23 protein-coding genes are annotated in these 21,882 nt (G+C 56.2%); 5 read left to right on the forward strand and 18 right to left on the reverse strand.

Translation table 11 applies throughout. The features are described from left to right. Nucleotides 1–268: alcohol dehydrogenase catalytic domain-containing protein (locus PH7735_RS13145; protein ID WP_158503233.1), on the reverse strand; the 268-nt coding region annotated here is incomplete at its 3' end. 134 nt (nucleotides 269–402) lie between these two features. Between PH7735_RS13145 and PH7735_RS13150 the strand changes: the two genes are divergently transcribed. Together PH7735_RS13150 and PH7735_RS13155 are read left to right on the forward strand one after the other, a co-directional pair. Then, nucleotides 403–675: an I78 family peptidase inhibitor gene (locus PH7735_RS13150; RefSeq protein WP_058311872.1), complete on the forward strand. Its 273-nt coding sequence runs from the start codon at nucleotides 403–405 to the stop codon at nucleotides 673–675. A gap of 213 nt (nucleotides 676–888) precedes the next feature. Beyond that, complete coding sequence (locus PH7735_RS13155) at nucleotides 889–1,236, forward strand: DUF2794 domain-containing protein (RefSeq protein ID WP_058311873.1); 348 nt, start codon at nucleotides 889–891, stop codon at nucleotides 1,234–1,236. Here PH7735_RS13155 and PH7735_RS13160 read toward each other — a convergent pair. The 3 genes from PH7735_RS13160 to PH7735_RS13170 all read right to left on the reverse strand — a co-directional run bounded on the left by PH7735_RS13160 (nucleotide 1,233) and on the right by PH7735_RS13170 (nucleotide 3,947). After that, nucleotides 1,233–2,096 carry a C40 family peptidase gene (locus PH7735_RS13160; protein ID WP_199534998.1) on the reverse strand — a complete coding sequence of 288 codons (864 nt, stop codon included), beginning with the start codon at nucleotides 2,094–2,096 and terminating at the stop codon, nucleotides 1,233–1,235. The two genes, PH7735_RS13155 and PH7735_RS13160, sit on opposite strands and share 4 nt — an antisense overlap. Continuing rightward, nucleotides 2,096–3,481 (reverse strand): leucyl aminopeptidase family protein, encoded by a 1,386-nt coding sequence (locus PH7735_RS13165; RefSeq protein ID WP_058311874.1) that lies wholly within the window; start codon nucleotides 3,479–3,481, stop codon nucleotides 2,096–2,098. The genes PH7735_RS13160 and PH7735_RS13165 overlap by 1 nt, the downstream gene beginning before the upstream one ends. Nucleotides 3,482–3,566: 85 nt before the next feature. Continuing rightward, the gene (locus PH7735_RS13170; protein WP_058311875.1) at nucleotides 3,567–3,947 is read right to left on the reverse strand and encodes a hypothetical protein; all 381 of its coding nucleotides are present in this window, start codon (nucleotides 3,945–3,947) and stop codon (nucleotides 3,567–3,569) included. Between the two features lie 150 nt (nucleotides 3,948–4,097). Between PH7735_RS13170 and PH7735_RS13175 the strand changes: the two genes are divergently transcribed. Continuing rightward, entirely contained in the window at nucleotides 4,098–4,748 is a 651-nt protein-coding gene (locus PH7735_RS13175) for a carbonic anhydrase (RefSeq protein ID WP_058312245.1), read from the forward strand. Between the two features lie 105 nt (nucleotides 4,749–4,853). On the opposite strand, the gene PH7735_RS21175 is transcribed toward PH7735_RS13175, so the two are convergent. The 4 genes from PH7735_RS21175 to PH7735_RS13190 all read right to left on the reverse strand — a co-directional run bounded on the left by PH7735_RS21175 (nucleotide 4,854) and on the right by PH7735_RS13190 (nucleotide 8,669). Then, nucleotides 4,854–4,988 carry a hypothetical protein gene (locus PH7735_RS21175; RefSeq protein WP_267885812.1) on the reverse strand — a complete coding sequence of 45 codons (135 nt, stop codon included), beginning with the start codon at nucleotides 4,986–4,988 and terminating at the stop codon, nucleotides 4,854–4,856. A gap of 340 nt (nucleotides 4,989–5,328) precedes the next feature. Then, complete coding sequence (locus tag PH7735_RS13180; protein ID WP_058311876.1) at nucleotides 5,329–6,351, reverse strand: aspartate-semialdehyde dehydrogenase; 1,023 nt, start codon at nucleotides 6,349–6,351, stop codon at nucleotides 5,329–5,331. 124 nt (nucleotides 6,352–6,475) lie between these two features. Continuing rightward, complete coding sequence (locus tag PH7735_RS13185; RefSeq protein ID WP_058311877.1) at nucleotides 6,476–7,489, reverse strand: glycosyltransferase family 4 protein; 1,014 nt, start codon at nucleotides 7,487–7,489, stop codon at nucleotides 6,476–6,478. Nucleotides 7,490–7,496: 7 nt separating this feature from the next. Next, the gene (locus PH7735_RS13190; RefSeq protein WP_058311878.1) at nucleotides 7,497–8,669 is read right to left on the reverse strand and encodes an MFS transporter; all 1,173 of its coding nucleotides are present in this window, start codon (nucleotides 8,667–8,669) and stop codon (nucleotides 7,497–7,499) included. Nucleotides 8,670–8,815: 146 nt separating this feature from the next. Here PH7735_RS13190 and PH7735_RS13195 point away from each other — a divergent pair, with 146 nt between their 5' ends. Further along, entirely contained in the window at nucleotides 8,816–10,069 is a 1,254-nt protein-coding gene (locus tag PH7735_RS13195; RefSeq protein ID WP_082645259.1) for a DUF3095 domain-containing protein, read from the forward strand. Here the strand turns inward: PH7735_RS13195 and PH7735_RS13200 are convergent. The 6 genes from PH7735_RS13200 to PH7735_RS13225 all read right to left on the reverse strand — a co-directional run bounded on the left by PH7735_RS13200 (nucleotide 9,965) and on the right by PH7735_RS13225 (nucleotide 16,407). Beyond that, on the reverse strand, nucleotides 9,965–11,023 hold the full coding sequence (locus PH7735_RS13200) for a branched-chain amino acid ABC transporter permease (RefSeq protein WP_058311880.1): 1,059 nt from the start codon (nucleotides 11,021–11,023) through the stop codon (nucleotides 9,965–9,967). The two genes, PH7735_RS13195 and PH7735_RS13200, sit on opposite strands and share 105 nt — an antisense overlap. Nucleotide 11,024: 1 nt before the next feature. Continuing rightward, the gene (locus tag PH7735_RS13205) at nucleotides 11,025–12,056 is read right to left on the reverse strand and encodes a branched-chain amino acid ABC transporter permease (protein WP_058311881.1); all 1,032 of its coding nucleotides are present in this window, start codon (nucleotides 12,054–12,056) and stop codon (nucleotides 11,025–11,027) included. Between the two features lie 61 nt (nucleotides 12,057–12,117). Continuing rightward, nucleotides 12,118–12,843: an ABC transporter ATP-binding protein gene (locus tag PH7735_RS13210; RefSeq protein ID WP_058311882.1), complete on the reverse strand. Its 726-nt coding sequence runs from the start codon at nucleotides 12,841–12,843 to the stop codon at nucleotides 12,118–12,120. Continuing rightward, nucleotides 12,836–13,600 carry an ABC transporter ATP-binding protein gene (locus PH7735_RS13215; RefSeq protein ID WP_058311883.1) on the reverse strand — a complete coding sequence of 255 codons (765 nt, stop codon included), beginning with the start codon at nucleotides 13,598–13,600 and terminating at the stop codon, nucleotides 12,836–12,838. The genes PH7735_RS13210 and PH7735_RS13215 overlap by 8 nt, the downstream gene beginning before the upstream one ends. A 107-nt stretch (nucleotides 13,601–13,707) precedes the next feature. Continuing rightward, the gene (locus tag PH7735_RS13220; RefSeq protein WP_058311884.1) at nucleotides 13,708–14,883 is read right to left on the reverse strand and encodes a substrate-binding domain-containing protein; all 1,176 of its coding nucleotides are present in this window, start codon (nucleotides 14,881–14,883) and stop codon (nucleotides 13,708–13,710) included. A gap of 111 nt (nucleotides 14,884–14,994) precedes the next feature. Next, complete coding sequence (locus PH7735_RS13225; protein ID WP_058311885.1) at nucleotides 14,995–16,407, reverse strand: pyridoxal phosphate-dependent decarboxylase family protein; 1,413 nt, start codon at nucleotides 16,405–16,407, stop codon at nucleotides 14,995–14,997. 176 nt (nucleotides 16,408–16,583) lie between these two features. Here PH7735_RS13225 and PH7735_RS13230 point away from each other — a divergent pair, with 176 nt between their 5' ends. Beyond that, a complete protein-coding gene (locus PH7735_RS13230) occupies nucleotides 16,584–16,949 on the forward strand; it encodes a MarR family transcriptional regulator (protein WP_233488317.1) in 366 nt (121 codons plus the stop codon). 10 nt (nucleotides 16,950–16,959) lie between these two features. Here the strand turns inward: PH7735_RS13230 and PH7735_RS13235 are convergent, their stop codons facing one another. The 4 genes from PH7735_RS13235 to PH7735_RS13250 all read right to left on the reverse strand — a co-directional run bounded on the left by PH7735_RS13235 (nucleotide 16,960) and on the right by PH7735_RS13250 (nucleotide 21,867). Beyond that, a complete protein-coding gene (locus tag PH7735_RS13235) occupies nucleotides 16,960–17,847 on the reverse strand; it encodes a PaaX family transcriptional regulator C-terminal domain-containing protein (RefSeq protein ID WP_233488318.1) in 888 nt (295 codons plus the stop codon). A gap of 1 nt (nucleotide 17,848) precedes the next feature. After that, the gene (gene paaZ / locus PH7735_RS13240) at nucleotides 17,849–19,879 is read right to left on the reverse strand and encodes a phenylacetic acid degradation bifunctional protein PaaZ (RefSeq protein ID WP_058312247.1); all 2,031 of its coding nucleotides are present in this window, start codon (nucleotides 19,877–19,879) and stop codon (nucleotides 17,849–17,851) included. 132 nt (nucleotides 19,880–20,011) lie between these two features. Beyond that, nucleotides 20,012–21,364, reverse strand: a complete 1,353-nt coding sequence (locus tag PH7735_RS13245) for a TRAP transporter large permease (protein WP_058311887.1) — start codon at nucleotides 21,362–21,364, stop codon at nucleotides 20,012–20,014. Next, nucleotides 21,361–21,867 carry a TRAP transporter small permease gene (locus PH7735_RS13250; RefSeq protein WP_058311888.1) on the reverse strand — a complete coding sequence of 169 codons (507 nt, stop codon included), beginning with the start codon at nucleotides 21,865–21,867 and terminating at the stop codon, nucleotides 21,361–21,363. The genes PH7735_RS13245 and PH7735_RS13250 overlap by 4 nt, the downstream gene beginning before the upstream one ends. Nucleotides 21,868–21,882: the final 15 nt, after the last annotated feature.

Consider the following 21,882-nt stretch of genomic DNA (forward strand, 5'->3'; position numbering starts at 1 on the left):
GGGTGTAAAGCGGAATGACATGGTCGCCGGGTTTCAGCGTCGTGACGCCTTCGCCGACTTCAACAACAACGCCCGCACCTTCATGACCCAAAATGGAGGGGAAAATCCCTTCGGGATCATCTCCCGAGCGTGTGAATTCGTCGGTATGGCAAATACCTGTCGCTTTAATCTCGACAAGAACCTCGCCCGCTTTGGGGCCTTCAAGGTTCACTTCCATGATCTCGAGGGGTTTGCCTGCTTCAAGGGCAACGGCGGCTTTGGTGCGCATCATTTCTGGGGCCTTCCAATGTTGTTTTTCCAGACCGTGGGCGAATTGGCGCTGTTTTTCAATAGAGCATACGACCGGCTCTTGTACCTATGCGACAACCAAGGGCAAAATGAATCCAAAATGGAGAGCTATTCATGAAACGATTTATCTTTGTGCCGCTGATCGGATTGACCGCTTGTCTCGAGACTGGCGAAAACACCGTCGAGATGAAGGGAAGCGAAACCTGTGATCCGGCCGCTTTTGAATTTCTGATCGGGCAGCAAGAAGAATCAATGCCCGGCATTCTGACACCTGACGAACTGCGCGTGCTGAAGCCAAACTCGGTCATGACCATGGACCACAATCCCGAACGGCTTAACGTGTTCCTGGATGATGGCGGCACGATCACCAAGGTGACATGCGGCTAAGATACTGATTTTTGGGAAATAAGGCCTCCGGCGGCACAGACTGGGTGGGGGCAAGAACGCCGCGCCGCCGGAGGTAGCGTTTGTTTCGCTATGGGATCAATATGCAGGCAACCTTGGGCGACAACAGGGAAAGCAAAAGGCGATTTACAGAATTATGTGGGGCAAAAACGGGGCAGGGTTGATTTCTGTTAAGATCGGCGCGAGGCTGGATTCATGAACGCACAGCCCCCCACACCGTTACACGGACGGCCGAAATTCCCAACACAGGTTGCGTTTCACCGTACCGAGTTGTCGGTGATCCTGTCGTTATATGGCCGGATGGTCGCCGCAGGAGAGTGGCGTGACTATGGCATTTCGAGCCTGAAAGAGGTCGCGGTCTTTTCCATTTTCCGGCGCACCGCAGAAAATCCGATGTATCGGATCGAAAAACGTCCCAAGCTGCGGAATCGCCAAGGCATGTATGCCGTGATCGGCATAGACGGTCAGATTTTGAAACGCGGGCATGATTTGCGCACCGTGCTCAGGGTACTTGAGCGGAAACTTATCCGGGCCGTCGATTAACGCCTCTCCAGACGTTTGTGCGCGGTCACGTCGCCGTCCCCTTGTGCCGCAATGCGCGCAATAGCTTCTGCTATTGGTTCATAGGCCACCGCCATGTGATGGGCATTCGCGTGGATCAGGGTTTCAGAATTCACAACCATCGCAACGTGCCCTTTCCAAAACAGGATATCTCCGCGCTCATAGGGGGATCCTTGGGGCACGGGGTGGCCCAATGCCTGTTTTTGCATGTCCGAGTCACCGGGGCAGGGGATGCCACAGGCCATCAACGCGGCTTGAACCAATCCCGAGCAATCGATGCCCACCGAACTGTTCCCGCCCCAAAGGTAATAGGCGCCCAGATACCGTTCGGCCACGCGGGCGGGATCATCTTCCAAAGCACCGATTGGGGATAGATGCGCCGCAGGCAGATAAAGAGACCCTTCGCCCCTATCTCGGGGCCAGTCGCATTCTGCCCATCCATCTTCAACCTGTTTGACGCACAACCGCGCGCCATGATGCAGAAGCAAAACTTCGTCGCGCTGTTTGAGGGCGGCGCTCGATTTTCCGTAACTTTGGCGGACCTGCACAACATGGGTCACGTCCGATGAAGGTTTTGCCAGCGCATCGCGCGGCGTGTAGCCGACATAGCCATCGCGTTCGCTAAACCCGAAAACGTGGTCATCGGCCTCGTCCAGAACGATGAAGTCATCTCCAAACAACATTTCCCGGTCCCGACCTGTGTCGTTCGGGGTTTGCAGAATCGGGGCAGTCGCGGTGGTGATGCGAAAACGCTCACCTTCAACAAACCGGTCGGCGTCCACCTGCCCGACGAGGGAAACATGGGCGACGTGGCCGTTTGATTTCAAAAGACGCCGGTCCATCAGGTCAGGTCCAAAATCTCTGGCAAAGCTTCGAGCAATGCACGCGCGCCCATGCCAACACCGCCTTTGGTGCGGGCAGGTGCAACGCCGGGGTGCCATCCATAAATGTCAAAATGCGTATAGCTTGGGTTGTCGACAAACCGGCGCAGGAAAAGCGCGGCAGTGATCGATCCGGCAAACCCGCCTTTTGGTGCGTTGTCGAGATCGGCAATGCCGGGCTCGATCTGGGACTCGTAGGGCGTCCAGAACGGCATGCGCCACACCGGATCCGAAACGGCAGATGCCGCGTTTTCTAGCGCCGAAACGATCTTTGGATCGTCGGAGTAGTAGGGGGCAAGATCGGCGCCTACCGCGACGCGTGCAGCCCCTGTTAGGGTCGCCATCGAGATGAGCACATCGGGGTTTTCTTCATCCGCAAGCGTAAGCGCATCCGCCAGAACAAGTCGCCCTTCCGCATCTGTGTTGTTAATTTCGACGGTCAGCCCTTTGCGCGAGGACAGGATATCACCGGGCCGGAAGCTGTTTCCGCTGACCGAATTTTCTACGGCGGGTATCAGCACGCGCAACCGGACACGCATCCCTAGTGCCATGATCATTCGGGCCAATCCTAAAACAGTGGCCGCGCCGCCCATGTCCTTTTTCATCAATCCCATTGAGGCGCCGGGTTTGAGGTTCAGCCCGCCCGTGTCAAAACAAACGCCTTTGCCCACCAGAGTTACGCTTGGACCCGCGTTGCCCCAGCGCAGATCAATCAACCTTGGCGCCTGTTCCGCAGCGCGCCCTACGGCATGGATCATGGGCAGGTTTTGCGCCAACAAGTCATCGCCGGAGATCACGTCGACTTTAGCTTCATGGTCTTTGGCAAGATCCCGCACCGCCGCTTCAAGAGCCTCTGGCCCCATATCCGCAGCAGGCGTGTTGATCAGGTCGCGGGTCAACGCCTCGGAGGTGGCAATTGTCTCAATGGCCTTTGCGTCCAATCCTTCAGGACAAATCAAACGCGCCTTGGCCGGGGATTGTGAGCGGTATCGATCAAACGAATATCCGGTGAGCAGCCATCCCAAAACTTCGGTTTTCAAATCCCCGGCGGGCAGATCACTGGCGATCTTATAGGTGCCTTTGGGAAGTTTGGCCGCCGCAGCAGCAAGAGGAAATCGGCCGCGTGCCCTGCCTTGCGTGTCTCCGAAACCGGCAACGGCCAATTCCGGCTGGCCTTCTGCATTCGGCACAACAACGGCAGATCCCAAAGCGGCCTTGAACCCGATCGCATCCAGCCAGCGAACAACTCTTGGTGGCTGGTCTTCCATCCAGCCTTCAAGGGCCGAAGCTTCTACAAGAAACAACGGGATTGCATCGGATGCGTCGGTTGCAAATGTCAGTGACATGATCAGGCTTTCCAAAGTCGAGGTTCACTCAATCTATGGTCAGTTCACCAAAAGATGCAATCAACCCGATGCCCCTTGGGCAGGCCTAAACCGAAATGTCCTGAAGCGCCCAAATTTCTTCCAGCGACCTTTGGCCCGCACGAAGCAGACGGGACTGGGTCGCCGACAGGGCAACAACATCCGAGGCATCGATGCAGGTTACGACATCCTCGGCCACCATAGTCAGGGTATCCATCCCGATCTGGTCCGCAATGGCGACCAGCGATCTGGTACATTTGCGCATTTCCTGATGTTGATCCTTTTTATAGAGCGCGTGGCCGAGTTCGAGACGCGTTGCGATTTCTTCAACGGCGCGACACAGAATGTCCTGCGCGTCGGTTTCGCCAAGTTGTCGTGTCAATTGATGCAGGCGACTTCGGTTTACACAGACCGTTTCGCGCACATGCAGAATACAGATTTGTTCCATTTCCTCACCCCTCGAGAATTTTTGCCCCCACAGCGTTCGCCAATCTCTGGGCAAGAGGTTCCTAAAAGGTTTCTTTTGATTCACGTTTTCGCTCGAAATTTGCACGATTTATGACTATCTCCTGAAAAACCAAAAAGCTGAGGAGACATGATGAAACACGCCAAGCCTTTGCCAACGTATCTGGTGCAACGCTATCAGGGATGGAAAGCAACGACTTACGCTTCGAACGAGTCGTGGTATCGCCACCTTGGGACAGAAGGTCAGCACCCAAGGGCAATGATCATTTCGTGTTGTGACAGCCGTGTACACGTCACGTCGATTTTTGGCGCGGATCAAGGCGAGTTCTTCATTCACCGAAATATTGCTAATCTGGTGCCGCCCTATCAACCGGATGGCAATCAACACGGGACCTCTGCAGCCGTTGAATATGCCGTGACCGCGCTCAAGGTTGCGCATGTTGTTGTTCTGGGCCATTCGCAATGCGGTGGTGTTCAGGGCTGTATCGACATGTGCGAAGGCAACGCGCCTGCGCTGGAATCCAAAGAAAGCTTTGTTGGTCGCTGGATGGACGTGTTGCGCCCAAGCTATGAAGAAGTTTCTGACATCGAAAACCCCGCCGAAAAAGCGCGCAGCTTTGAAAAACAGGCTGTTCTGGTTTCGCTGGAAAACCTCATGACCTTCCCGTTCGTCAAAGAACGCGTCGATTCCGGTGAGCTGAGCCTGCACGGTCTCTGGCACAATATTGCCGAAGGTGGGCTGGAGTCATTCAATCCGGCCTCCGGAAACTTTGCCCCTCTCTAAATATGAAAAAGCGGTCCCTGTGGGCCGCTTTTTTACCCTCTGAAAGCAAAGAAAACGGCCCCGTCGGACCGTTTTCTTCTAGCGAAACAAACCCCAATTCGTTTCTCAGAGGAACAGGTTGTCCTGCTGATTTTCACAAGCCAACAATGCACGCAACCGGCGCTGACGCGCTTTCTCCAAGAGGCTTGTTCCAGCTTGGCCAGCATTCTCTATCCGGGGGGTGTAATAATCTTTGCGCATTGTTCAGTCTCCTAAGCGTTTTGCCCTTGCTTGATGAAACTAATATGCGCGGCAACTGTGGCCAAATTTCAGCGAAATGAGGCGGTGAAATGGCAAATAGGCCCGAAAACGGAAACAGTCCGTTCGGATTTTTGCAACAATTACATTGGGTTACCTTCTGGTAAACCTTGGTGCCCTTTCTGGCAAGGAAATCAGGCAAATATATCAAGAATTTGCGGAAACACTGTGTTTGGCATGGCGAAATTGAGGCGGGAACCGTCCAGAATGTGGCCAAAACCCATATAATAACGAAAAAGGGCGCCCAACCGGACGCTCCTTCGTAAGAATATGAAAGCGCCTATCAGCCCTTTTTCAGAACTTCACGTCCCAATGTTTCGGCAATCTGTACCGCATTCAGGGCAGCGCCCTTGCGCAGGTTGTCAGAAACACACCACAGGTTGATGCCGTTTTCGACAGTCGAGTCCTGACGGATACGGCTGATGAATGTGGCAAAGTCACCAACGCATTCAACAGGGGATACATATCCACCGTCTTCACGCTTATCGATGACCATCACGCCTGGGGCCTCGCGCAGGATGTCACGGGCTTCGTCTTCATCAAGGAATTCTTCGAATTCGATGTTGATGGCTTCCGAGTGACCGACAAACACAGGCACGCGCACACAGGTCGCGGTGACCTTGATGGCAGGGTCAATGATCTTCTTGGTCTCGACGACCATTTTCCACTCTTCCTTGGTCGTGCCGTCTTCCATGAAGACGTCGATGTGGGGAATGACGTTGAAAGCGATCTGCTTGGTGAATTTCTTCGCCGGCTTGTCGTCAGTTGGGTTGTAGATCGATTTGGTCTGATCCCAAAGCTCGTCAATCCCTTCCTTACCCGAGCCGGATACGGATTGATAAGTCGAGACAACAACGCGTTTGATCTTGGCACGGTCATGCAAAGGCTTCAGCGCCACAACCATCTGCGCAGTCGAGCAGTTGGGGTTGGCGATGATATTCTTCTTTGAATAGTCGTGGATCGCGTCGGCGTTACACTCTGGTACGATCAGCGGCACGTCGGGATCATAGCGATACAAGGACGAGTTATCGATGACAACGCAATTGGCCGCCGCAGCGATCGGGGCGTATTTCTTGGTTGCGTCCGAACCGATTGCAAACAACGCAATGTCCCAGCCGGCAAAATCGAACTGTTCGATGTCTTGCGTGATGAGGGTTTTGTCACCAAAGCTGACTTCCGTGCCAAGGCTACGACGGCTGGCAAGAACGGCGATTTCATCAACCGGGAACTGGCGCTCGGCCAGGATATTCAGCATTTCGCGGCCCACGTTTCCAGTAGCACCTGCGACAACTATGCGATAACCCATGTCATCTCTCCAATGTTTCGGACGGGCTCTATTAGCGTCGTTTCTTCAAAGAAAAAAGAGGTAAGGGGAGGATTCTTGTGATGTGGGACATTTCGCACTGCGATTGAGGCCCTCGCAACAGGGTCTATTTTGCGAGAAGGTCGCGATAGAGCGCCACCAAAGCGTCCGCTTCACGCTCAAGACCGAACTCTGCGCTCACACGATTTCGCCCCGCCTGTCCCATCGCAGGCAGATCCTTGGCCAGCATTGTCCCCACCGCAGCCGTCAGGGCAGGTGCATCATCCTTGTCGACGATAATACCGCAATCCTGGCTGACAAAATCGCGGAAGGCCCCCACATCGGTGGCGACGACGGGAACTTCACAGGACAGGGCCTCGAGAGGGGTCAATCCGAACCCTTCCAGCAAGGAAGGCGCAACATAAAGAGATAACGCGCGATAGGCCTTGGGCATTTCCGTGAGCGGCAGTTCATCCTTGAACAGGATGCGATCTGCCAGACCGGCATCCGCGATGCGCTTTTTCAAATCCGCGCCATAGGCTGCGTTGTCCGGTGTGATCCGCCCCATGATAACGGCCGTGTATTCGGGATGATCCGGCAAAAGGGTGCACATCGCATCCACGAAATGATGTGTGCCCTTCATTTGGCGCACCCGCCCGAAACATCCGATCAACTTTTGGTTCGGCACGTCAAAGATATCCGACGGTCCGGGGGAAAAGGTTTCGGTGTTCACGCCGTGCGGGATAATCACCGGCGTTCCCGGCATCACACCTGCATTCACCGGTGTGGTGGCAACGATTGCGTCCATCTTGGACACCATCCAGTTGGTGAGCCCCCCACGGATGCGCGGAGAAGACGAGGTGAAAATCATCTTCAACTTCATCCGCAAAACACTGCGCAGCAAGATACCCAAAAGCATTTCGTTGTTGCGCCGCGCATGCCAGACCCGCGGCTTGCGTTTCAGGAAGGGCAACTTCCAAAGCGGTACAAACGGAAGACCATCCGGCAAAGCAACGCCTGTGGCGGCGATGCCGATCTTTTTTGCCTGCAAGGGCACCAATGCAATGACGGTTGCGGTTACGCCGGAAAGCCGCCGGTTGAGGTTCGGCGCAATGACATCAATGTCGTCTAAATCTGGCATACGGGTCTCAGTCTGTGCGGTCTTGGCTAAACAGATAGACCAGAAGCCCAGCCAGCAAAAGGACCCCGAACAAGGTAAACAGCACTTGATAGGCGCCAATCGCAGACGTCGCCGCGACATCTTCGTGAATGCGTCCCGTTGCAAACTGCATCACACCGACGCCCCCAATGCCAAAGAGGTTCATCAATGTGACCCCGCGACCAATCAGGTGCGGTGGGAAAAAGCTTCTTCCGTGGGCAATCAGCAAAGGAAAGCTTGCGCCACAAAACCCAACCAAAGCCATCAGGGCGACGGACAGCCAGACATTGAGATCAACCCAGAACGCCAAAGCGAAACAGGCGAGGGCAACGATAAAGTTCCCGGGCAGAACAACCCACTTTCGGGTCCCCATAATCCGGTCCAATGGTCCATAGCTTAGGGTTCCGAGGATCATCGCAATCCCCATGATCAATGCCGCCGTTCCAATTGCGCTGGTCGAAAGGCCAAAGACGTCTGACAGATACGGACCCATCCAGACTCCGCGAATACCGGCGGCGGGCATGTAGTTCACAAACATAAGCGGGAACAGCAACCACAGCGCGGGCATTTTCAGAAGGTCGAACACAGACCCTTTTTCGTCGTGGTTTTCCTTGGGCGGATCGAGAACCTTGAAAAACAATCCTGCTGCGATGGCGGCGCTAAACACGGCCAAGGCCACAAGCGACGCGCGCCAGCCGATTGTCTCGGCGGCCCAGGCCATCGGATAGGAGGCCACAAGATTTCCCACCGATCCCACGCCCAACATAAGTGCGGCCAGTGTTGCGAACTGGGCCGGCGGATAACTTTTGGCAAAGATATAGTAGCTGGCCACCAAAACCGGCGAACAGCCTACGCCAATCAGCCCCATCGCCAACACGGTGTGGAACGGCGTGGTGGCAAAGGCAAATATCAAGGCACCGCCGCCGCCACCAATCAACAACAGAACAGACGAGGTTAATCGTGGCCCGACCTTGTCCAAGGCCGCCCCGACAGGGATCTGCATGGCGGCAAACACGAGAAACCACATGCCCGAGGCAAAAGACAAATCCGCAGGTGTCGTGCCGATGTCTGTCGCAAGCGGTTGCGCAAGCACAGCCAGAAAGGCACGGAAAAACTGGCTAAGCACATAGGCCAAGCACAGCAAGATCAGGTCTGGCCGCAAAATCTCTCTCCCTTTTGGTTGGGCGACTTGATCTGAAGCCACCTGTATTGGCAAGCCCGATCACACCAAAGTGCATCGCATTGATCCAAACATGCCTCATTTCCGTAGTACAAGTAACAGAGTGCAAAGTGATAAGGTCGATGGCCATGGCGATTTCAGGACAGACATTTTACGGGAACCTGCCCCGCATCAATGACTTTGAAAAACTGACTGACCTGCATACCTATGTGCAGCTGCCAGACGACTGGTGGGTGGGGGTGGCCGACATTGTTGGCTCGACCCAAGAGATCGAACGCGGCCGGTACAAAATTGTAAACATGGTTGGGGCCGCCGTTATTTCGGCGCAGGTGAATGCCGCCAGGATGGAACCTTTGCCCTATGTCTTTGGCGGAGACGGTGCCGGCTTTGCCGTTTGGCCCGAACAACGGGCTGCTGCGGAAACTGCTCTGGCCGGCGTTCAAAACTGGGCCCGCGAGGAATTCGATATCGGGTTGCGCGTGGCAATGGTGCGCGTCTCGGACATAAGGGCCGCAGGTCAGGATATCAGGGTCGCGCGCTATGCAGCATCGGACGGTGTGGATTACGCCATGTTCTCGGGTGGTGGCCTTCTTTGGGCGGAAACACAGATGAAAGCGGGTCAGCTGTCCTTGGGCGACGTTGCAGGTGCAGAGACCGCAGACCTGACGGGGCTATCCTGTCGCTGGTCCAATATGGAAGCCCAGAACGGCAAAATCCTATCGGTCGTCATGCAGCCGGGCGAAGGTGTCTCGGAACGGGATTTCGCAGCGATATCGCAAAGCGTCCTGTCGGCGGCACAAAACCTCAACCGAGAAGGCCATCCGGTGCCCAAGGCAGGGCCGGGGTTTCGCTTTCCACCCGCAGGCGTTGAGCTTGAGACACATGTGAACCGCAACGGGCGGTCAAAATGGATGCATTGGACACGGATTATGGTCGGCAATGCCCTGATCTGGGTTCTGTTCAAATCAGGTGTGCGCCTCGGTTCTTTCAAGCCCGAAGAATATTGCGCGGACACGGCCCGAAATGCCGATTTCCGCAAATTCGATGATGGGCTCAAGATGACATTGGATTGCGACGCCGAGACACAAAGACGGATTGAAGCGGTTTTGAAAGAGGCCGCAGCCCAAGGGTTGGTACGCTACGGTCTGCATGCACAGGACGAGGCGATGATGACCTGCTTTGTGCCTTCGGCAACAGAAAACAGCCATGTGCATTTTGTGGATGGTGCGGCGGGGGGCTATGCCCGCGCCGCATCACATCTCAAGGCGCGGGAGCGCTCAGCGTCCCTTTCGCAAGCGGCCCACGATGCCGGTCGGAAAGAAGTAAACGCTCAGAATGAACAGCACACCCAACCACAACAGCCAGCGATCAGCGTTCAGTAGGTCCGGCAACAGGGGCAGGCCGGAAACCGCATCCGCTGCCACGTTCATCAACCCCTGAAGATAGTTCTGCGCAAGCACAAACAGGGTCGCGCCGATCACTGCGCCATACATGGTGCCCATGCCGCCAATCACCACCATCAACAGAATGTCGATCATGATCTCCATGCTAAGCGACGTATCGGGACCCACATAGCGCAGCCAGATCGCATAAAGTGATCCTGCCAGTGCCGCCATTGCCGCCGACAGACAAGTGGCTGCAACACGGTAATGCACCACGCGATACCCGATTGCCTCGGCTCGGAAATCGTTTTCGCGAATGGCCAGCAGAACACGCCCGAAGGGGGAATGGACAACGCGTAGCATGAACAGGAACAAAGCAAGGCACGAGAAGAACACCAGATAGTACTTCAGCAGCTTGCCGTTCATTTTCACGCCCAGCACCGTGCCATCATAGAACTTGAAAGCAGGGCCCAGTTCGCGCGGGATCTTATAGGACAGGCCGTCTTCACCACCGGTCAGACCAGACATCTGCGACACGAGAACCGCAACAGCCGATGCAATGGCCAGCGTGATCATCGCAAAGAAAATCGCCCTTACGCGTAGGCTAAACAATCCGATCACCAGTGCCAGCAACGCCGCAATAAGAGCGCCGGACACAGAGCCAACCAAAAGGGCATCAAAACCGCGCCCCATATGCGTGCTGGCCAAGGCAACCCCATAGGCCCCGAGGCCAAAGAACATTGTGTGGGCAAAGCTGACGATGCCGCCATATCCCAGCATCAGGTCATAGGACGCGACAAGGATAATAAAGACACAGATACGTGCCGCGGTGTCGACCGACCGAACGCCGGGAAACAGAAACGGTGCAAAGGCAAGACAGATCAGAATGCCAAGCAGAAGAACTGCCAGAATTTTGCTGCGGGGCATGTCGCCTGAAAGAAGTTTGTTCAGCATCTTATTTCGCCTTCACAACGGGGATCATGCCTTGGGGGCGCCACATCAGGATCGCGACCATCAGGCCAATGTTGGAAATCAAAGCCACCTTGGGTTCAAGAAAAGCGACGTAGTTCTGTAAAAGGCCCACCATCAGGGCGCCGATGAAACAGCCTTCGACGCTGCCAAGACCACCGATAATCACCACGATGAAGATCAGGATCATCGACTGGTTGCCCATGTGTGCCGTGATGACTTCCTGATAAAGACCCCAGAGGACTCCGCCCAAACCGGCAAGCGCAGACCCCGCAAGGAACACCCCAACAAACACGAGACGCAGACGATAGCCCAGAGCCTCGACCATTTCGCCGTTTTCGACACCGGCGCGGACAATAAGGCCGATTTTGGTGCTGCGCAAAACCCAGCGCATGCCAAGAAACACAACAGCCCCGATGCCAACCGCCACAAGACGGTATTTCTCGATTGCGGCTCCGGCAAACGTGACGGCACCCTTAAGTGCCTCTGGGCGGGTGATATAGATTTCTTCCGGACCCCAGAGAACGATGATCAATTGTTCCACAACAATCAGACCGCCCATCGTGACCAGAATTTGTTTGAGGTGATGACCGTAGACGGGTTTGACGATGACCTTTTCAAAGGCCCATCCCATGAGGCCCGTCGCCACCATGGCCCCCAGAATCGCGACCAGCATCGCCGTCAGGTTCAATGCCAGCGATGGCGCACCTGTCATGTGCTCAAGCCCAAGCAGCAGCGAAACACCGACAAAGGCGCCAACCGAAACAAAGGCGCCGTGCCCAAAATTGATGACGTCCATCAAGCCGAACACAAGGGTCAGGCCAGACGCCATGATGAAAATCATCATCCCCATGGCCAGCCCGGAAACCGTCAAGGTAAGCCAGCTTGACGTGGAAGGGATTGCGATCAGTCCCAGTATCATCAGGCCCAGCACCAACAGGACCGGTGCATGTGGTTCAAGACGTTGCACCAACGTGGTTTGTGCCATCGTTGGATTGTGATCGGGTGCCGCGCTCATGACTGACCTCCGCAATTAGTCGTTCGAAACCTATTCATCGTGCTCGTTTTCCCCCCGCGCATCAGTGATGCCCGTCCATGGTTAGGCCCATCAGGCGTTCTTGCAGGTCACCGTCGGTGGCAAGCGTGTTCATCTCGCCGGACCAGACCATGCGCCCGTCGTCCATAACATTTGCCGTGTCCCCAAGTGCCTTGGCGACGGCGAAATTCTGTTCGACCAAAAGGATCGATGCCCCCTGGCTTTTCAACTCGCGCAGCGCCTTGGCCATTGTCGAGATGATCGCGGGCGCAAGGCCCTTGGTCGGCTCGTCAATCAGATACAGCTTGCGGTCTTCAATCATCGCACGGGCAATGGTCAGCATTTGCTTTTGCCCGCCCGACAAGGTGCCCGCGTCTTTTTTCCAGAACGTCTCCAGTGCCGGAAATACGCTAAACAGCCATTGCAGGCGGCTGTCGTTGATGGGCCCCGAGACGGCTGCGAGGGTCATGTTTTCCTCAACGCTCAGATCGGAAAAGATGCCCATGTCTTCGGGCACAAACCCCACACCCATGCGGGCAATGGCAGGGGTCGGCACTTTTGTGATGTCTTCGCCATCCAGAAGGATCTGGCCTTCGTGGGCGCGCCAGTGGCCGATGATGGTACGCAGAGTGGTTGTTTTCCCAACCCCGTTGCGCCCCAGAAGCATCGTGACCGCACCGCGCGGCACATCCAGATCCACACCCTGCAAAATGTGATATTGCGCGATGTTCGTCTTCACGCCTTTGAGGGTAAGTATGTTGTCAGACATCTTCCAGCTCCTTGCCCATATAGGCCTCTTGCACAACGTCCGACGCCATAACTTCGGTCGGGTCCCCATCCGCAGCAAGGGCGCCGTTGTGCAAAACGATGATGCGGTCGGCGAGGGTCCGGATCACATCCATCTTGTGTTCGACCAAAAGGATCGAGCGATCTTTCTTGGCTTTCAGTTCGGCAATCAGGTCAAGCACAACAGGGGCTTCATCGACAGACATCCCCGCGGTGGGCTCGTCAAACATATAGACCAGCGGATCCAGCGCGATCAAAAGCGCCACTTCCAGTTTGCGCTGGTCGCCGTGGCTCAACTCGGAAACGATCTGGTGTGCCTGATCGGTCAGCCGCACGCGTTCCACGATTTCCTCGGCCGGGCGGGTCAGGTCGTCATGATCCGAGGCCATCGAGAACATGTTAAAGCCGCGTCCGGCCTTGGATTGAATGACAAGGCGCACGTTTTCCAGCACGTTCAGGTTCGGAAACAGGTTGGTAAGCTGGAAAGCGCGCCCAACCCCAAGATGCGTGCGCTGGGCGACGGACATACGCGTGATGTCGCGCCCGTTAAGCAGGACCTTGCCCTCGCTTGACGGGATTTGTCCCGAGATGAGGTTGAAATAGGTCGTTTTGCCTGCGCCGTTCGGGCCAACAATGGCCGTCAGCTCTCCGGCGTTAAACGTACAAGAGATATGGTCGACAGCCACGTGGCCACCAAACCGTACGGTAAGATCGGTTGTTTCAAGGATCGGATGTGACATGATGGATCGCTTTTGCGTGTACAGCCCGCAGTCCATTGAGACGCAGGGCTGTGAATAAGATGTCGGGCGGGCCACGGGGAAGAACCCGCCCGACAAAGTCAGCGCAGTTACTTGTTGCGCACGGGGATAGGCAGATCGTCGATGGTCAGTTCGCGCACCAGCTCTGGCACGGCCCATTCAACACCGTCTACGACCTTGATCTTAAAGTGGTACATGGACTGCATCGCCTGATGGTCTTCGGCACGGAACTTCATGGTGCCTTTGGGGGTTTCCCACTCCATGCCTTCCATCGCCGTGATCAGCTCTTCCGTATCGGTGCTGCCGGCCTTTTTGATGGCCTCAACCGCTGCGATACCTGCGGCCATGCCACCTGCGGTGAAGAAATCCGGCGGGCTGTTGTAACGTTCCTGATGGGTTTTGACCAACCAGTCATTCACAGGGTTCTGCGGGATTTCATAGTAGTAGTAGGTCGCCCCTTCCATGCCGGGGAAGTCTTTGTAAGCCTTCATCGCAGCAAGGATGTTGCCACCGGTTGCGATCTCGATACCAAAACGGCTTGGGTCCATCGCCTGGATTTTGCCCATCGGGTTGCCGCCACCGGCCCAGATTATGAACAGCTTCTTCTCGCCGTCCAGATCTTTCATCGCGTTAAAGATACGCTCGGCCGCCGCAGTAAAGTCGGTGGTGTCTGTGGGGGCGTATTCCTCGTGGGCGATGCCCGCACCAACGCTTTCCAGCGCTTCTTTAAAGGCCGAAATACCGTCGCGACCAAAGGCATAGTCCTGCGCCAGCGTGGCAATGTGGGTGTTTTCACCGGCCAGCGCGATCGCGTTTGCAACGGCGTCCTGCGACGAGTTCCGTCCGGTACGGAAAATGTAGCGGTTCCAGTTGGCACCGGTGATCGAGTCGGCCACAGCAGGCTCGACGATCAGGATTTTTTCGTATTCTTCCGCAACGGGCAGCATGGCAAGGGCCACGCCAGAGCTGACGGGGCCAACGGCCAGATCAACTTCGTCGTCACCATAGGCCTCTTCCAGAAGGGCCTTGCCGTTGTCGGGCTTCAATTGGGTGTCTTTTTCGATCATGATGATTTTCTCACCATTGATCTCCATTGTGCCACCGGTGGCATATTCCAGACCCAGCATCAGGCCGTCATGCGATTGTTTCGCATAGGCCTCGAATGGTCCGGTTTTGCCATAGATGTGCGCGATTTTAATGTCGGCAAAGGCCGCACTGGTAAGAGCCAAAGCAGATACCATACTGCCAAGCAGCAATTTTTTCATTGGTTGTCCTCCCTCTCGATCGGGGCCCGGAAAGGGACCCGTATCCATTGTCCCAATCGTAGAGGTGAGGTGTCTTTAGGGTCAACTTGGTGGAAATACGTAGTTTCCGGATCAGGCCATGTTTCGGGAAATTTCTTTAATAACTTCAAAGGCTAAAAGAACATCTTCGCGGGTCGCATCCACCTGACCTGCTTGAAAACGAATGACCAAAGCGCCTTTGACACGGGTCTGGGTGATATAGATCCGCCCGTCATCGTTAATTGCATCCACCAATCTTTGATTGAGGTCGTCAAGATCGCTGACCCCCTCAGGGGCATAGCGGAAAGTGAACAGCGACAGCACCGGCGCCGTGACAATCTCGAAATCGTCTTCCGCCTCCAGCAAGCTGTGAAGCTCTTGCGCCCACGACACATGGTTGCGGATCATTTGCTGAAGACCCTCAACGCCGTAAATGCGCAAGACAAACCAGATTTTCAGAGCACGGAACCGGCGGCCCAGCGGCACGGACCATTCCGAATAGTTGATAATTCCGTCATGGCCGTGGGTTTTGAGGTACTCGGGCTTGATCGCAAGCGTGCGCACGAGGTCTTCCGGATTTTTGACAAAATGGGCCGAGCAATCGAATTGCATCCCAAGCCATTTGTGAGGGTTGAACACAACGGAATCCGCCTTGTTGACGCCCTCCCAAAGGGTGCGGAACTCGGGGCAGATCATTGCGGCGCCTGCCCATGCCGCATCCACATGGACGTAAAGGTCGTATTTCGCGGCGATGTCGCACACCGCGGAAATGTCGTCACAGCCCCCCGTGCCCGTGCCGCCGACGCAGGCAACGATGCCGGCAGGTTTCAAACCTTTGGCGATGTCTTCCTTGATCGCCGCTTCAAGAGCGTCTGGCTGCATCGACCGCAGGGCGCCATGTGTCGGAATGCGGCGCAGATTGTTTTGCCCAACGCCAGAGATCCAGATCGCACGGTCAACCGATGTATGCACTTCTTCCGAGCAATAAATCCGCAGTGTCTCGAGACCAGCCAACCCCTCTTCGTTGCCTTTCCAGTCCAGACTGCGCTCGCGCATGGTCAGAACGGCGGCCAATGTTGCGGTTGAGGCGCTGTCCTGAATGACGCCTTCAAAGTGGTCGGCCAGACCGAGAGACTGACGCAGCCATTGCAGCATACGTGTTTCCATCTCGGTGGCAGCGGGGGAGGTCTGCCACAACATGCATTGCGGGGCGATCACTGTTGCAAGGTAATCGGCAAGCATGGACGGGGGCGTGGCATTGGCGGGAAAATAGGCGAAAAACCGAGGATGCTGCCAATGCGTGATGCCCGGCATGACGATGCTTTCAAAGTCGCTGAACACGTCTTCCATATCGCCGCCTTGAGCCGGAGGAGAGACGGGCAGTTGATTGAGGATGTCTCCGGGGGCGACCTGTGACCGCACGGGACGATCCCGCAGGTTGGAGTGATACCCCTTGGCCCAGTCGGAAATGCGGGCACCCCACTTTGAAAAATCGTCCCAGTTCATGATCAGCCTCCCCCAATTCGATTAACAGGTTAAATAAAGATAGGGTAGTTGACAAGTGAAATGATATTGCCCTCGCCCGTGCAAAAGTGCATCAATAGGCCATGTCAGCTATGCCTTCAAATCCGTCTACGTCACGATCCCTTCCCATTGCTCTCTTGCGTGCGCGAGAGAAAGTCATGGGACCCATTCGTCACATGCTTGCCGATGCCGGTGTGACCGAGCAACAGTGGCGTGTTTTACGGGTTCTGGATGAAGACGGGCCGCTTGATCCGACCACCATCGCAGATCGCGCCGTTCTGCTTCTTCCTAGCCTGACCCGCATTTTGCAAAAGCTGGAAGAAAAAGAATTTGTGACCCGTCGACGCGACGAAGAAGACCGCCGCCGTCAGGTGATCGAGGTCACCGCGTCTGGCAGTGCGCTGATCGAAGCGAACATGGAAACCAGCCGCCGCATTTTGCGCGAATTGCGTGAACGGTTGGGGGACGAAAAGCACGAAACGCTGATCACGCTGCTCAGCGAATTGAACGATCTCGAAATCTAGACAACGCGCCTCAGCGCGGGTTTAACGTGTCCAGCGTGGGGCGGCCCAGCCGGTCCAGCGTTTGCATGACTTTCGTGCGACAGGCCTCGCCGCGCCACTCTTTGGTGAAAAACACCTCGGGCAATTCCGGATGGGACAACAGCGCCTTGCGCCAGTTGTGGACAATCACGGTGCGCAGGGTGGCCACTTGCGCCGGAGACAGGGCTGGTGCCGACTTCATCAGGTCACAGAACGCGTCCAGTGCCGCCTCAAGATCCTGATAGGCGCTTACCAACTCTGGTGGTGACGTGCGCGCCCTGAGCCATTCGGGGATCGTGTCGGCGCGGCCGGTCATGACAAAGCCGTCAATGTCGGGCTGGGTGCCGTCCACAGGGGCGAGAAAAACGCCGGGCGCAACAACAAGACATCCCGCGTGGCGCATTTCCTTCTCGGCGGATTGTCGGGCCGCCATGCGCACAACGTCCTGAACGACCAGACGCCATTCGCTGATTGGGGTGGGCGTGCGGGCATAGATACGCGGTGTTGCCGCTTCGGATTCGCGCAGGCCATGCTCGGTCAGGAAATAGAAACTGGAACGGCCCGCCTTTTCGCTGGCCAGCCAGCCGTCGTTGCGCAGACGGAACAGCGCAACACGCAGTGCCTCGGGCTTGATGCCCATGGGTTCGATAATCGCGGAAAGGGCCGAGCCGCTGATCTTGTCGCCGTGGCCCTGTACCAGATCACCAAACAGGGTCACGATCACAGACCAAACACGTTGGTTGCGGTTATACGTCAGAACCGTAATGGCGTGTTGAAACCAGTTTTTCTCAGCGTCTTCCATGACTTCGTTATAGAAGCCCGACACCGTGATGACCATCCCCGCCCGTGGTTCAAACCCTCGGGCGGGGGGGCGTGCCAACTTAGTAGGCGTTCATTGTCAAAAGCTCGTATTCCGCGACCAGCTCGTCATCCTGATTGGTCAGCGTCACATGCCAGCGGACTTCGCCGTATTCATCGTTGCGCTGGGTTTTCTTTTTGACAGACAGGCGCACCTTGATGCTGTCCCCTGCGGAGACGGGCTTCATAAAGCGCAGATTGTCGAGCCCGGTATTGGCCAGCACAGGACCTTCGTTCGGTTCCACAAAAAGGCCCGCCGCAAACGACAACAGCAGATAACCATGCGCGACACGACCCGGGAAAAACGGGTTACGTTCGGCCGCGGCATCATCCATATGCGCATAGAACGTGTCGCCCGTGAAATTGGCGAAATGCTCGATATCTTCCAGCGTCACAGTGCGTGCCGCCGTATGCATGGTCTCGCCGATGGCCAACTCGCCGTATCTGCGGGTGAAAGGATGGGCATCCGCCTTGATTTCCGTGGCACCCGGCACCCATTTCTCCCCAATCGCCGACAGGATGTCGGGTGATCCCTGGATCGCGGTACGTTGCATATAGTGGGTGACACCGCGCACACCGCCCAGCTCTTCACCGCCGCCCGCACGACCGGGACCACCGTGAACCATGTGGGGCAGCGGCGAACCGTGGCCGGTCGATTCCTTCATCGAGTCACGGTTGTTGAAATAAAGCCGCCCATGATAGGCACCCGACCCCAATGCGACCTGACGCGCCACGGCAGGGTCATGCGTGATAACCGAGGCAACAAGTGATCCAAGACCTTTGTTGGCCAGTTCAATCGCATGGTCAACGTCGCGGTACCCCATGATGGTCGAAACGGGACCAAAGGCTTCGGTATCGTGCACGCGTTCGGCACTGTCCGGATTTGCGCAATGGAACAGCATCGGTGGCAAAAACGCGCCCTTTTCCGCGTCGGCCCCCTCAACATCAAAGGCATCGGGGTCACCAAACACGCGCTCGGCCTCTTGACCGATGATGCCGGCCTTTTCCAGAACGTCGCGCTTTTGACCGTTGGACACCAGCGCCCCCATGCGCGTGGTTTCCAGACGCGGGTCCCCGATCACGGTTTTGGCAAGACGGGCAGACAGCGCCTCGATCACAGCCTGAACTGTGTTTTCCGGGGCGATGATCCGACGAATAGCCGTACATTTCTGGCCCGCCTTGGTGGTCATCTCGCGCTGGACTTCCTTGACGAACAAATCGAATTCCGGCGTGCCGGGCTGTGCATCTGGACCAAGGATCGAACCGTTAAGGCTGTCTTGCTCTGCAACGAAACGCACCGAATTCTCAAGGATAACAGGGTTCGAGCGCAGCTTCATCGCGGTCTGCGCCGAGCCTGTGAAGCTTACGACATCCTGCATGCCCAAACGGTCCAGCATGTCGCCCAGTCCGCCCGAGACAAGCTGGATCGCACCAGCTGGCAACAACCCGGATTCCAGCATCAAACGGACGCAAAGCTCGGTCACATAGCAAGAGTTTGTTGCGGGTTTAACGATACAGGGAACGCCCGCCAGCAAGGTTGGCGCGACTTTTTCAAGCATGCCCCAAACAGGAAAGTTGAACGCATTGATGTGAACTGCGACGCCCTGAAGCGGCGTGCAGATGTGCTGACCAAGGAACGTGCCGTTGCGCGACAACTGTTCGACGTCACCATCTAGATAGACATGCCCGTCCGGCATTTCGCGCCGCCCCTTCGAGGCGAAAACAAACATGGTACCGATGCCGCCGTCGATGTCGATCAGATGATCGTTCTGGGTCGCGCCGGTTTCAAAAGACAGGTCATACATGGCCTGCTTGTGCTTGCCCAAATAGGCCGCCACGGCCTTGAGCATCTTGGCACGCTCGTGGAACGTCATCTTGCGAAGGGCGGGGCCACCGACATTGCGGGCATAGTCCAGCATGCCCTGCACATCGAGATCATTGTTACCGGCGCTTGCGATCACATCGCCTGTGATGGCGCTCGCGATGTTGCGCGCGCCTGCGCCCGGGGCAATCCACTCGCCAGCGGCAAAGCTGGAAATCTGTTGGATGGTCATTTTGTTTCCTCCTGTCACACCCGACGCGAAACGCGTGGTGGTTTCCTTGGGGTTATATTTCTGACCGTACGGTCGGTCAATCAAATTGATCATAAAAAGGCCGCTCCGGTTTTCCGGGCGGCCTTTTACTGTTTAGTGGCCCATTGCGCCCATTTGTTCGGGCAGAACAAGCACCAGCCAGGGGATCAGCACGATCAGCGCCAGACGGAAGATGTCTGCGATCCAGAAAGGTGTCACGCCCTTGAAAATCGTCGCCGTAGAGACATCGCCGACAACCCCCTTGAGAATGAAAACGTTCAATCCGACGGGTGGCGTAATCAGCGAAATCTCGGTGACAACGACAACCACAATACCGAACCAGATCGGGTCATACCCAAGCGACACAACCAGCGGAAAGAAGATTGGAACCGTCAGCAGAAGCATCGACAGGGATTCAAACACACAGCCCAAAATGATGTAGATGCCAAGGATCATCAGAATGACCATAAAGTTCGGCACATCATAGGCCGTGACCATCGCGATCAGGGCTTCGGGCAATCCTGCAAGGTTGATGAAGTTCGAAAAGATCTGTGCCCCAATCAGAACCGAGAAAAGAGCAGCTGCGGTAAAGGTGGTTTCTTTCAGAACTTCCAACGTGGACGCAATACTCAGACCGCCACGGGACAGAGCAATCAGGAAGGCACCCATTGCGCCCATGCCTGCGGCCTCGGTTGGCGAAAACGTCAGGTTCAACGGTTCGAAATCGAATGCCCCGTACAGGCCACCAATCACGAGGAAGAACAGCAACAGAACGGCCCAGACCGATTTCAGCGCCAAAAGACGTTCTCCCCATCCGGCGCGCTCTCCTGCGGGGCCGGATTCGGGGTTGCGCCAAACGGTCCAGCGTACGGCGAACAGATAGAACAGGATGCCCATCGCGCCCGGCAGGATCCCGGCCATAAACAGCTTTCCGATCGAGGTTTCTGTCAGCAACCCATAGATCACGAGGATCACGGACGGTGGAATCAGGATGCCCAGTGTACCACCCGCCGCAATCGAAGCGGTCGACAGCTCATCCGAATAGCCATAGCGGCGCATCTCGGGCATGGCGACTTTGGACATTGTTGCGGCTGTGGCCAGCGATGATCCGCAGATGGCCGAGAAACCACCACATGCGGCAACCGTTGCCATGGCGATACCGCCACGCATATGGCCCAGAAAGGCGTTGGATACGGCATAGAGTTCTTTGGCCATGCCGCCTTTGTTCACGAACAGGCCCATCAGGATAAACAGGGGCACCACCGACAGACCATAGTCCTGTGCGGTGTCGGTGATCTGACGCCCGACCATCGACATGGCGGCCTTGAGCCCGCGTTCGTCAAAGATGGACCCTCCGCGTTCATAGGCGAAGCCCAAAGTGCCAACCAAACCCATGGCAAAAACAATCGGCAGGCGAACAAGCACCAGAATGAGAACAATGGCGAAACCAATGAGTGCGGCGGTCATGCTCGGCGCTCCGTCAGAAGATGTGGGGCAAAGAAGTGCAGCAGGCCCGTCACGATCATGGCGACAGCGGCAAGTGCGGCGAAAACAGTGATGAACCAGCCGACATAGAATTGCGGGATGGCCAGATATTCGGTGACGTCGCCATAGTCGCGGGCCCGTTCGGCCAGGACCCAGACGCGTTTGATGGGCCAGTACAGCATCAGGCCAGACCCGATAAAGATAAGCCCGTCGCGAATGTGGCTCAGACGGTAGCGCGCAAAAAGCCCATCAGTCAGGTCCACCGCAATGTGATCATTGCGGGCCGAAACCACGGGAAGCACAGCAAATACGAGAATAGCCATGAGAATACGGGTCAGTTCAGTCGCGGCTTCGATAGGCGCGTTAAAGATCGACCTCAGGATCACATCGCAGAACGTCATGACCATAAGTACAAAGAGAGCCGCACACGCAACGAGAACAGGAATGTTGCTGAGTTTGCGGACGGAATGAAGAAGCGCTGCCATTGGGGCGGCCCTTTC

Source organism: Shimia thalassica (genome assembly GCF_001458215.1).
Taxonomy (GTDB): Bacteria; Pseudomonadota; Alphaproteobacteria; order Rhodobacterales; family Rhodobacteraceae; genus Shimia; species Shimia thalassica.

What these genes read in the sequence shown, in the direction of transcription:
- PH7735_RS13150 (WP_058311872.1), top strand. Translation starts at nt 403, where the DNA reads ATGAAACGATTTATCTTTGTGCCGCTGATCGGATTGACCGCTTGTCTC.
- PH7735_RS13155 (WP_058311873.1), top strand. Translation starts at nt 889, where the DNA reads ATGAACGCACAGCCCCCCACACCGTTACACGGACGGCCGAAATTCCCA.
- PH7735_RS13160 (WP_199534998.1), bottom strand. Translation starts at nt 2,096, where the DNA reads ATGGACCGGCGTCTTTTGAAATCAAACGGCCACGTCGCCCATGTTTCC.
- PH7735_RS13165 (WP_058311874.1), bottom strand. Translation starts at nt 3,481, where the DNA reads ATGTCACTGACATTTGCAACCGACGCATCCGATGCAATCCCGTTGTTT.
- PH7735_RS13170 (WP_058311875.1), bottom strand. Translation starts at nt 3,947, where the DNA reads ATGGAACAAATCTGTATTCTGCATGTGCGCGAAACGGTCTGTGTAAAC.
- PH7735_RS13175 (WP_058312245.1), top strand. Translation starts at nt 4,098, where the DNA reads ATGAAACACGCCAAGCCTTTGCCAACGTATCTGGTGCAACGCTATCAG.
- PH7735_RS21175 (WP_267885812.1), bottom strand. Translation starts at nt 4,988, where the DNA reads ATGCGCAAAGATTATTACACCCCCCGGATAGAGAATGCTGGCCAAGCT.
- PH7735_RS13180 (WP_058311876.1), bottom strand. Translation starts at nt 6,351, where the DNA reads ATGGGTTATCGCATAGTTGTCGCAGGTGCTACTGGAAACGTGGGCCGC.
- PH7735_RS13185 (WP_058311877.1), bottom strand. Translation starts at nt 7,489, where the DNA reads ATGCCAGATTTAGACGACATTGATGTCATTGCGCCGAACCTCAACCGG.
- PH7735_RS13195 (WP_082645259.1), top strand. Translation starts at nt 8,816, where the DNA reads ATGGCGATTTCAGGACAGACATTTTACGGGAACCTGCCCCGCATCAAT.
- PH7735_RS13200 (WP_058311880.1), bottom strand. Translation starts at nt 11,023, where the DNA reads ATGCTGAACAAACTTCTTTCAGGCGACATGCCCCGCAGCAAAATTCTG.
- PH7735_RS13205 (WP_058311881.1), bottom strand. Translation starts at nt 12,056, where the DNA reads ATGAGCGCGGCACCCGATCACAATCCAACGATGGCACAAACCACGTTG.
- PH7735_RS13210 (WP_058311882.1), bottom strand. Translation starts at nt 12,843, where the DNA reads ATGTCTGACAACATACTTACCCTCAAAGGCGTGAAGACGAACATCGCG.
- PH7735_RS13215 (WP_058311883.1), bottom strand. Translation starts at nt 13,600, where the DNA reads ATGTCACATCCGATCCTTGAAACAACCGATCTTACCGTACGGTTTGGT.
- PH7735_RS13220 (WP_058311884.1), bottom strand. Translation starts at nt 14,883, where the DNA reads ATGAAAAAATTGCTGCTTGGCAGTATGGTATCTGCTTTGGCTCTTACC.
- PH7735_RS13225 (WP_058311885.1), bottom strand. Translation starts at nt 16,407, where the DNA reads ATGAACTGGGACGATTTTTCAAAGTGGGGTGCCCGCATTTCCGACTGG.
- PH7735_RS13230 (WP_233488317.1), top strand. Translation starts at nt 16,584, where the DNA reads ATGGGACCCATTCGTCACATGCTTGCCGATGCCGGTGTGACCGAGCAA.
- paaZ (WP_058312247.1), bottom strand. Translation starts at nt 19,879, where the DNA reads ATGACCATCCAACAGATTTCCAGCTTTGCCGCTGGCGAGTGGATTGCC.
- PH7735_RS13245 (WP_058311887.1), bottom strand. Translation starts at nt 21,364, where the DNA reads ATGACCGCCGCACTCATTGGTTTCGCCATTGTTCTCATTCTGGTGCTT.
- PH7735_RS13250 (WP_058311888.1), bottom strand. Translation starts at nt 21,867, where the DNA reads ATGGCAGCGCTTCTTCATTCCGTCCGCAAACTCAGCAACATTCCTGTT.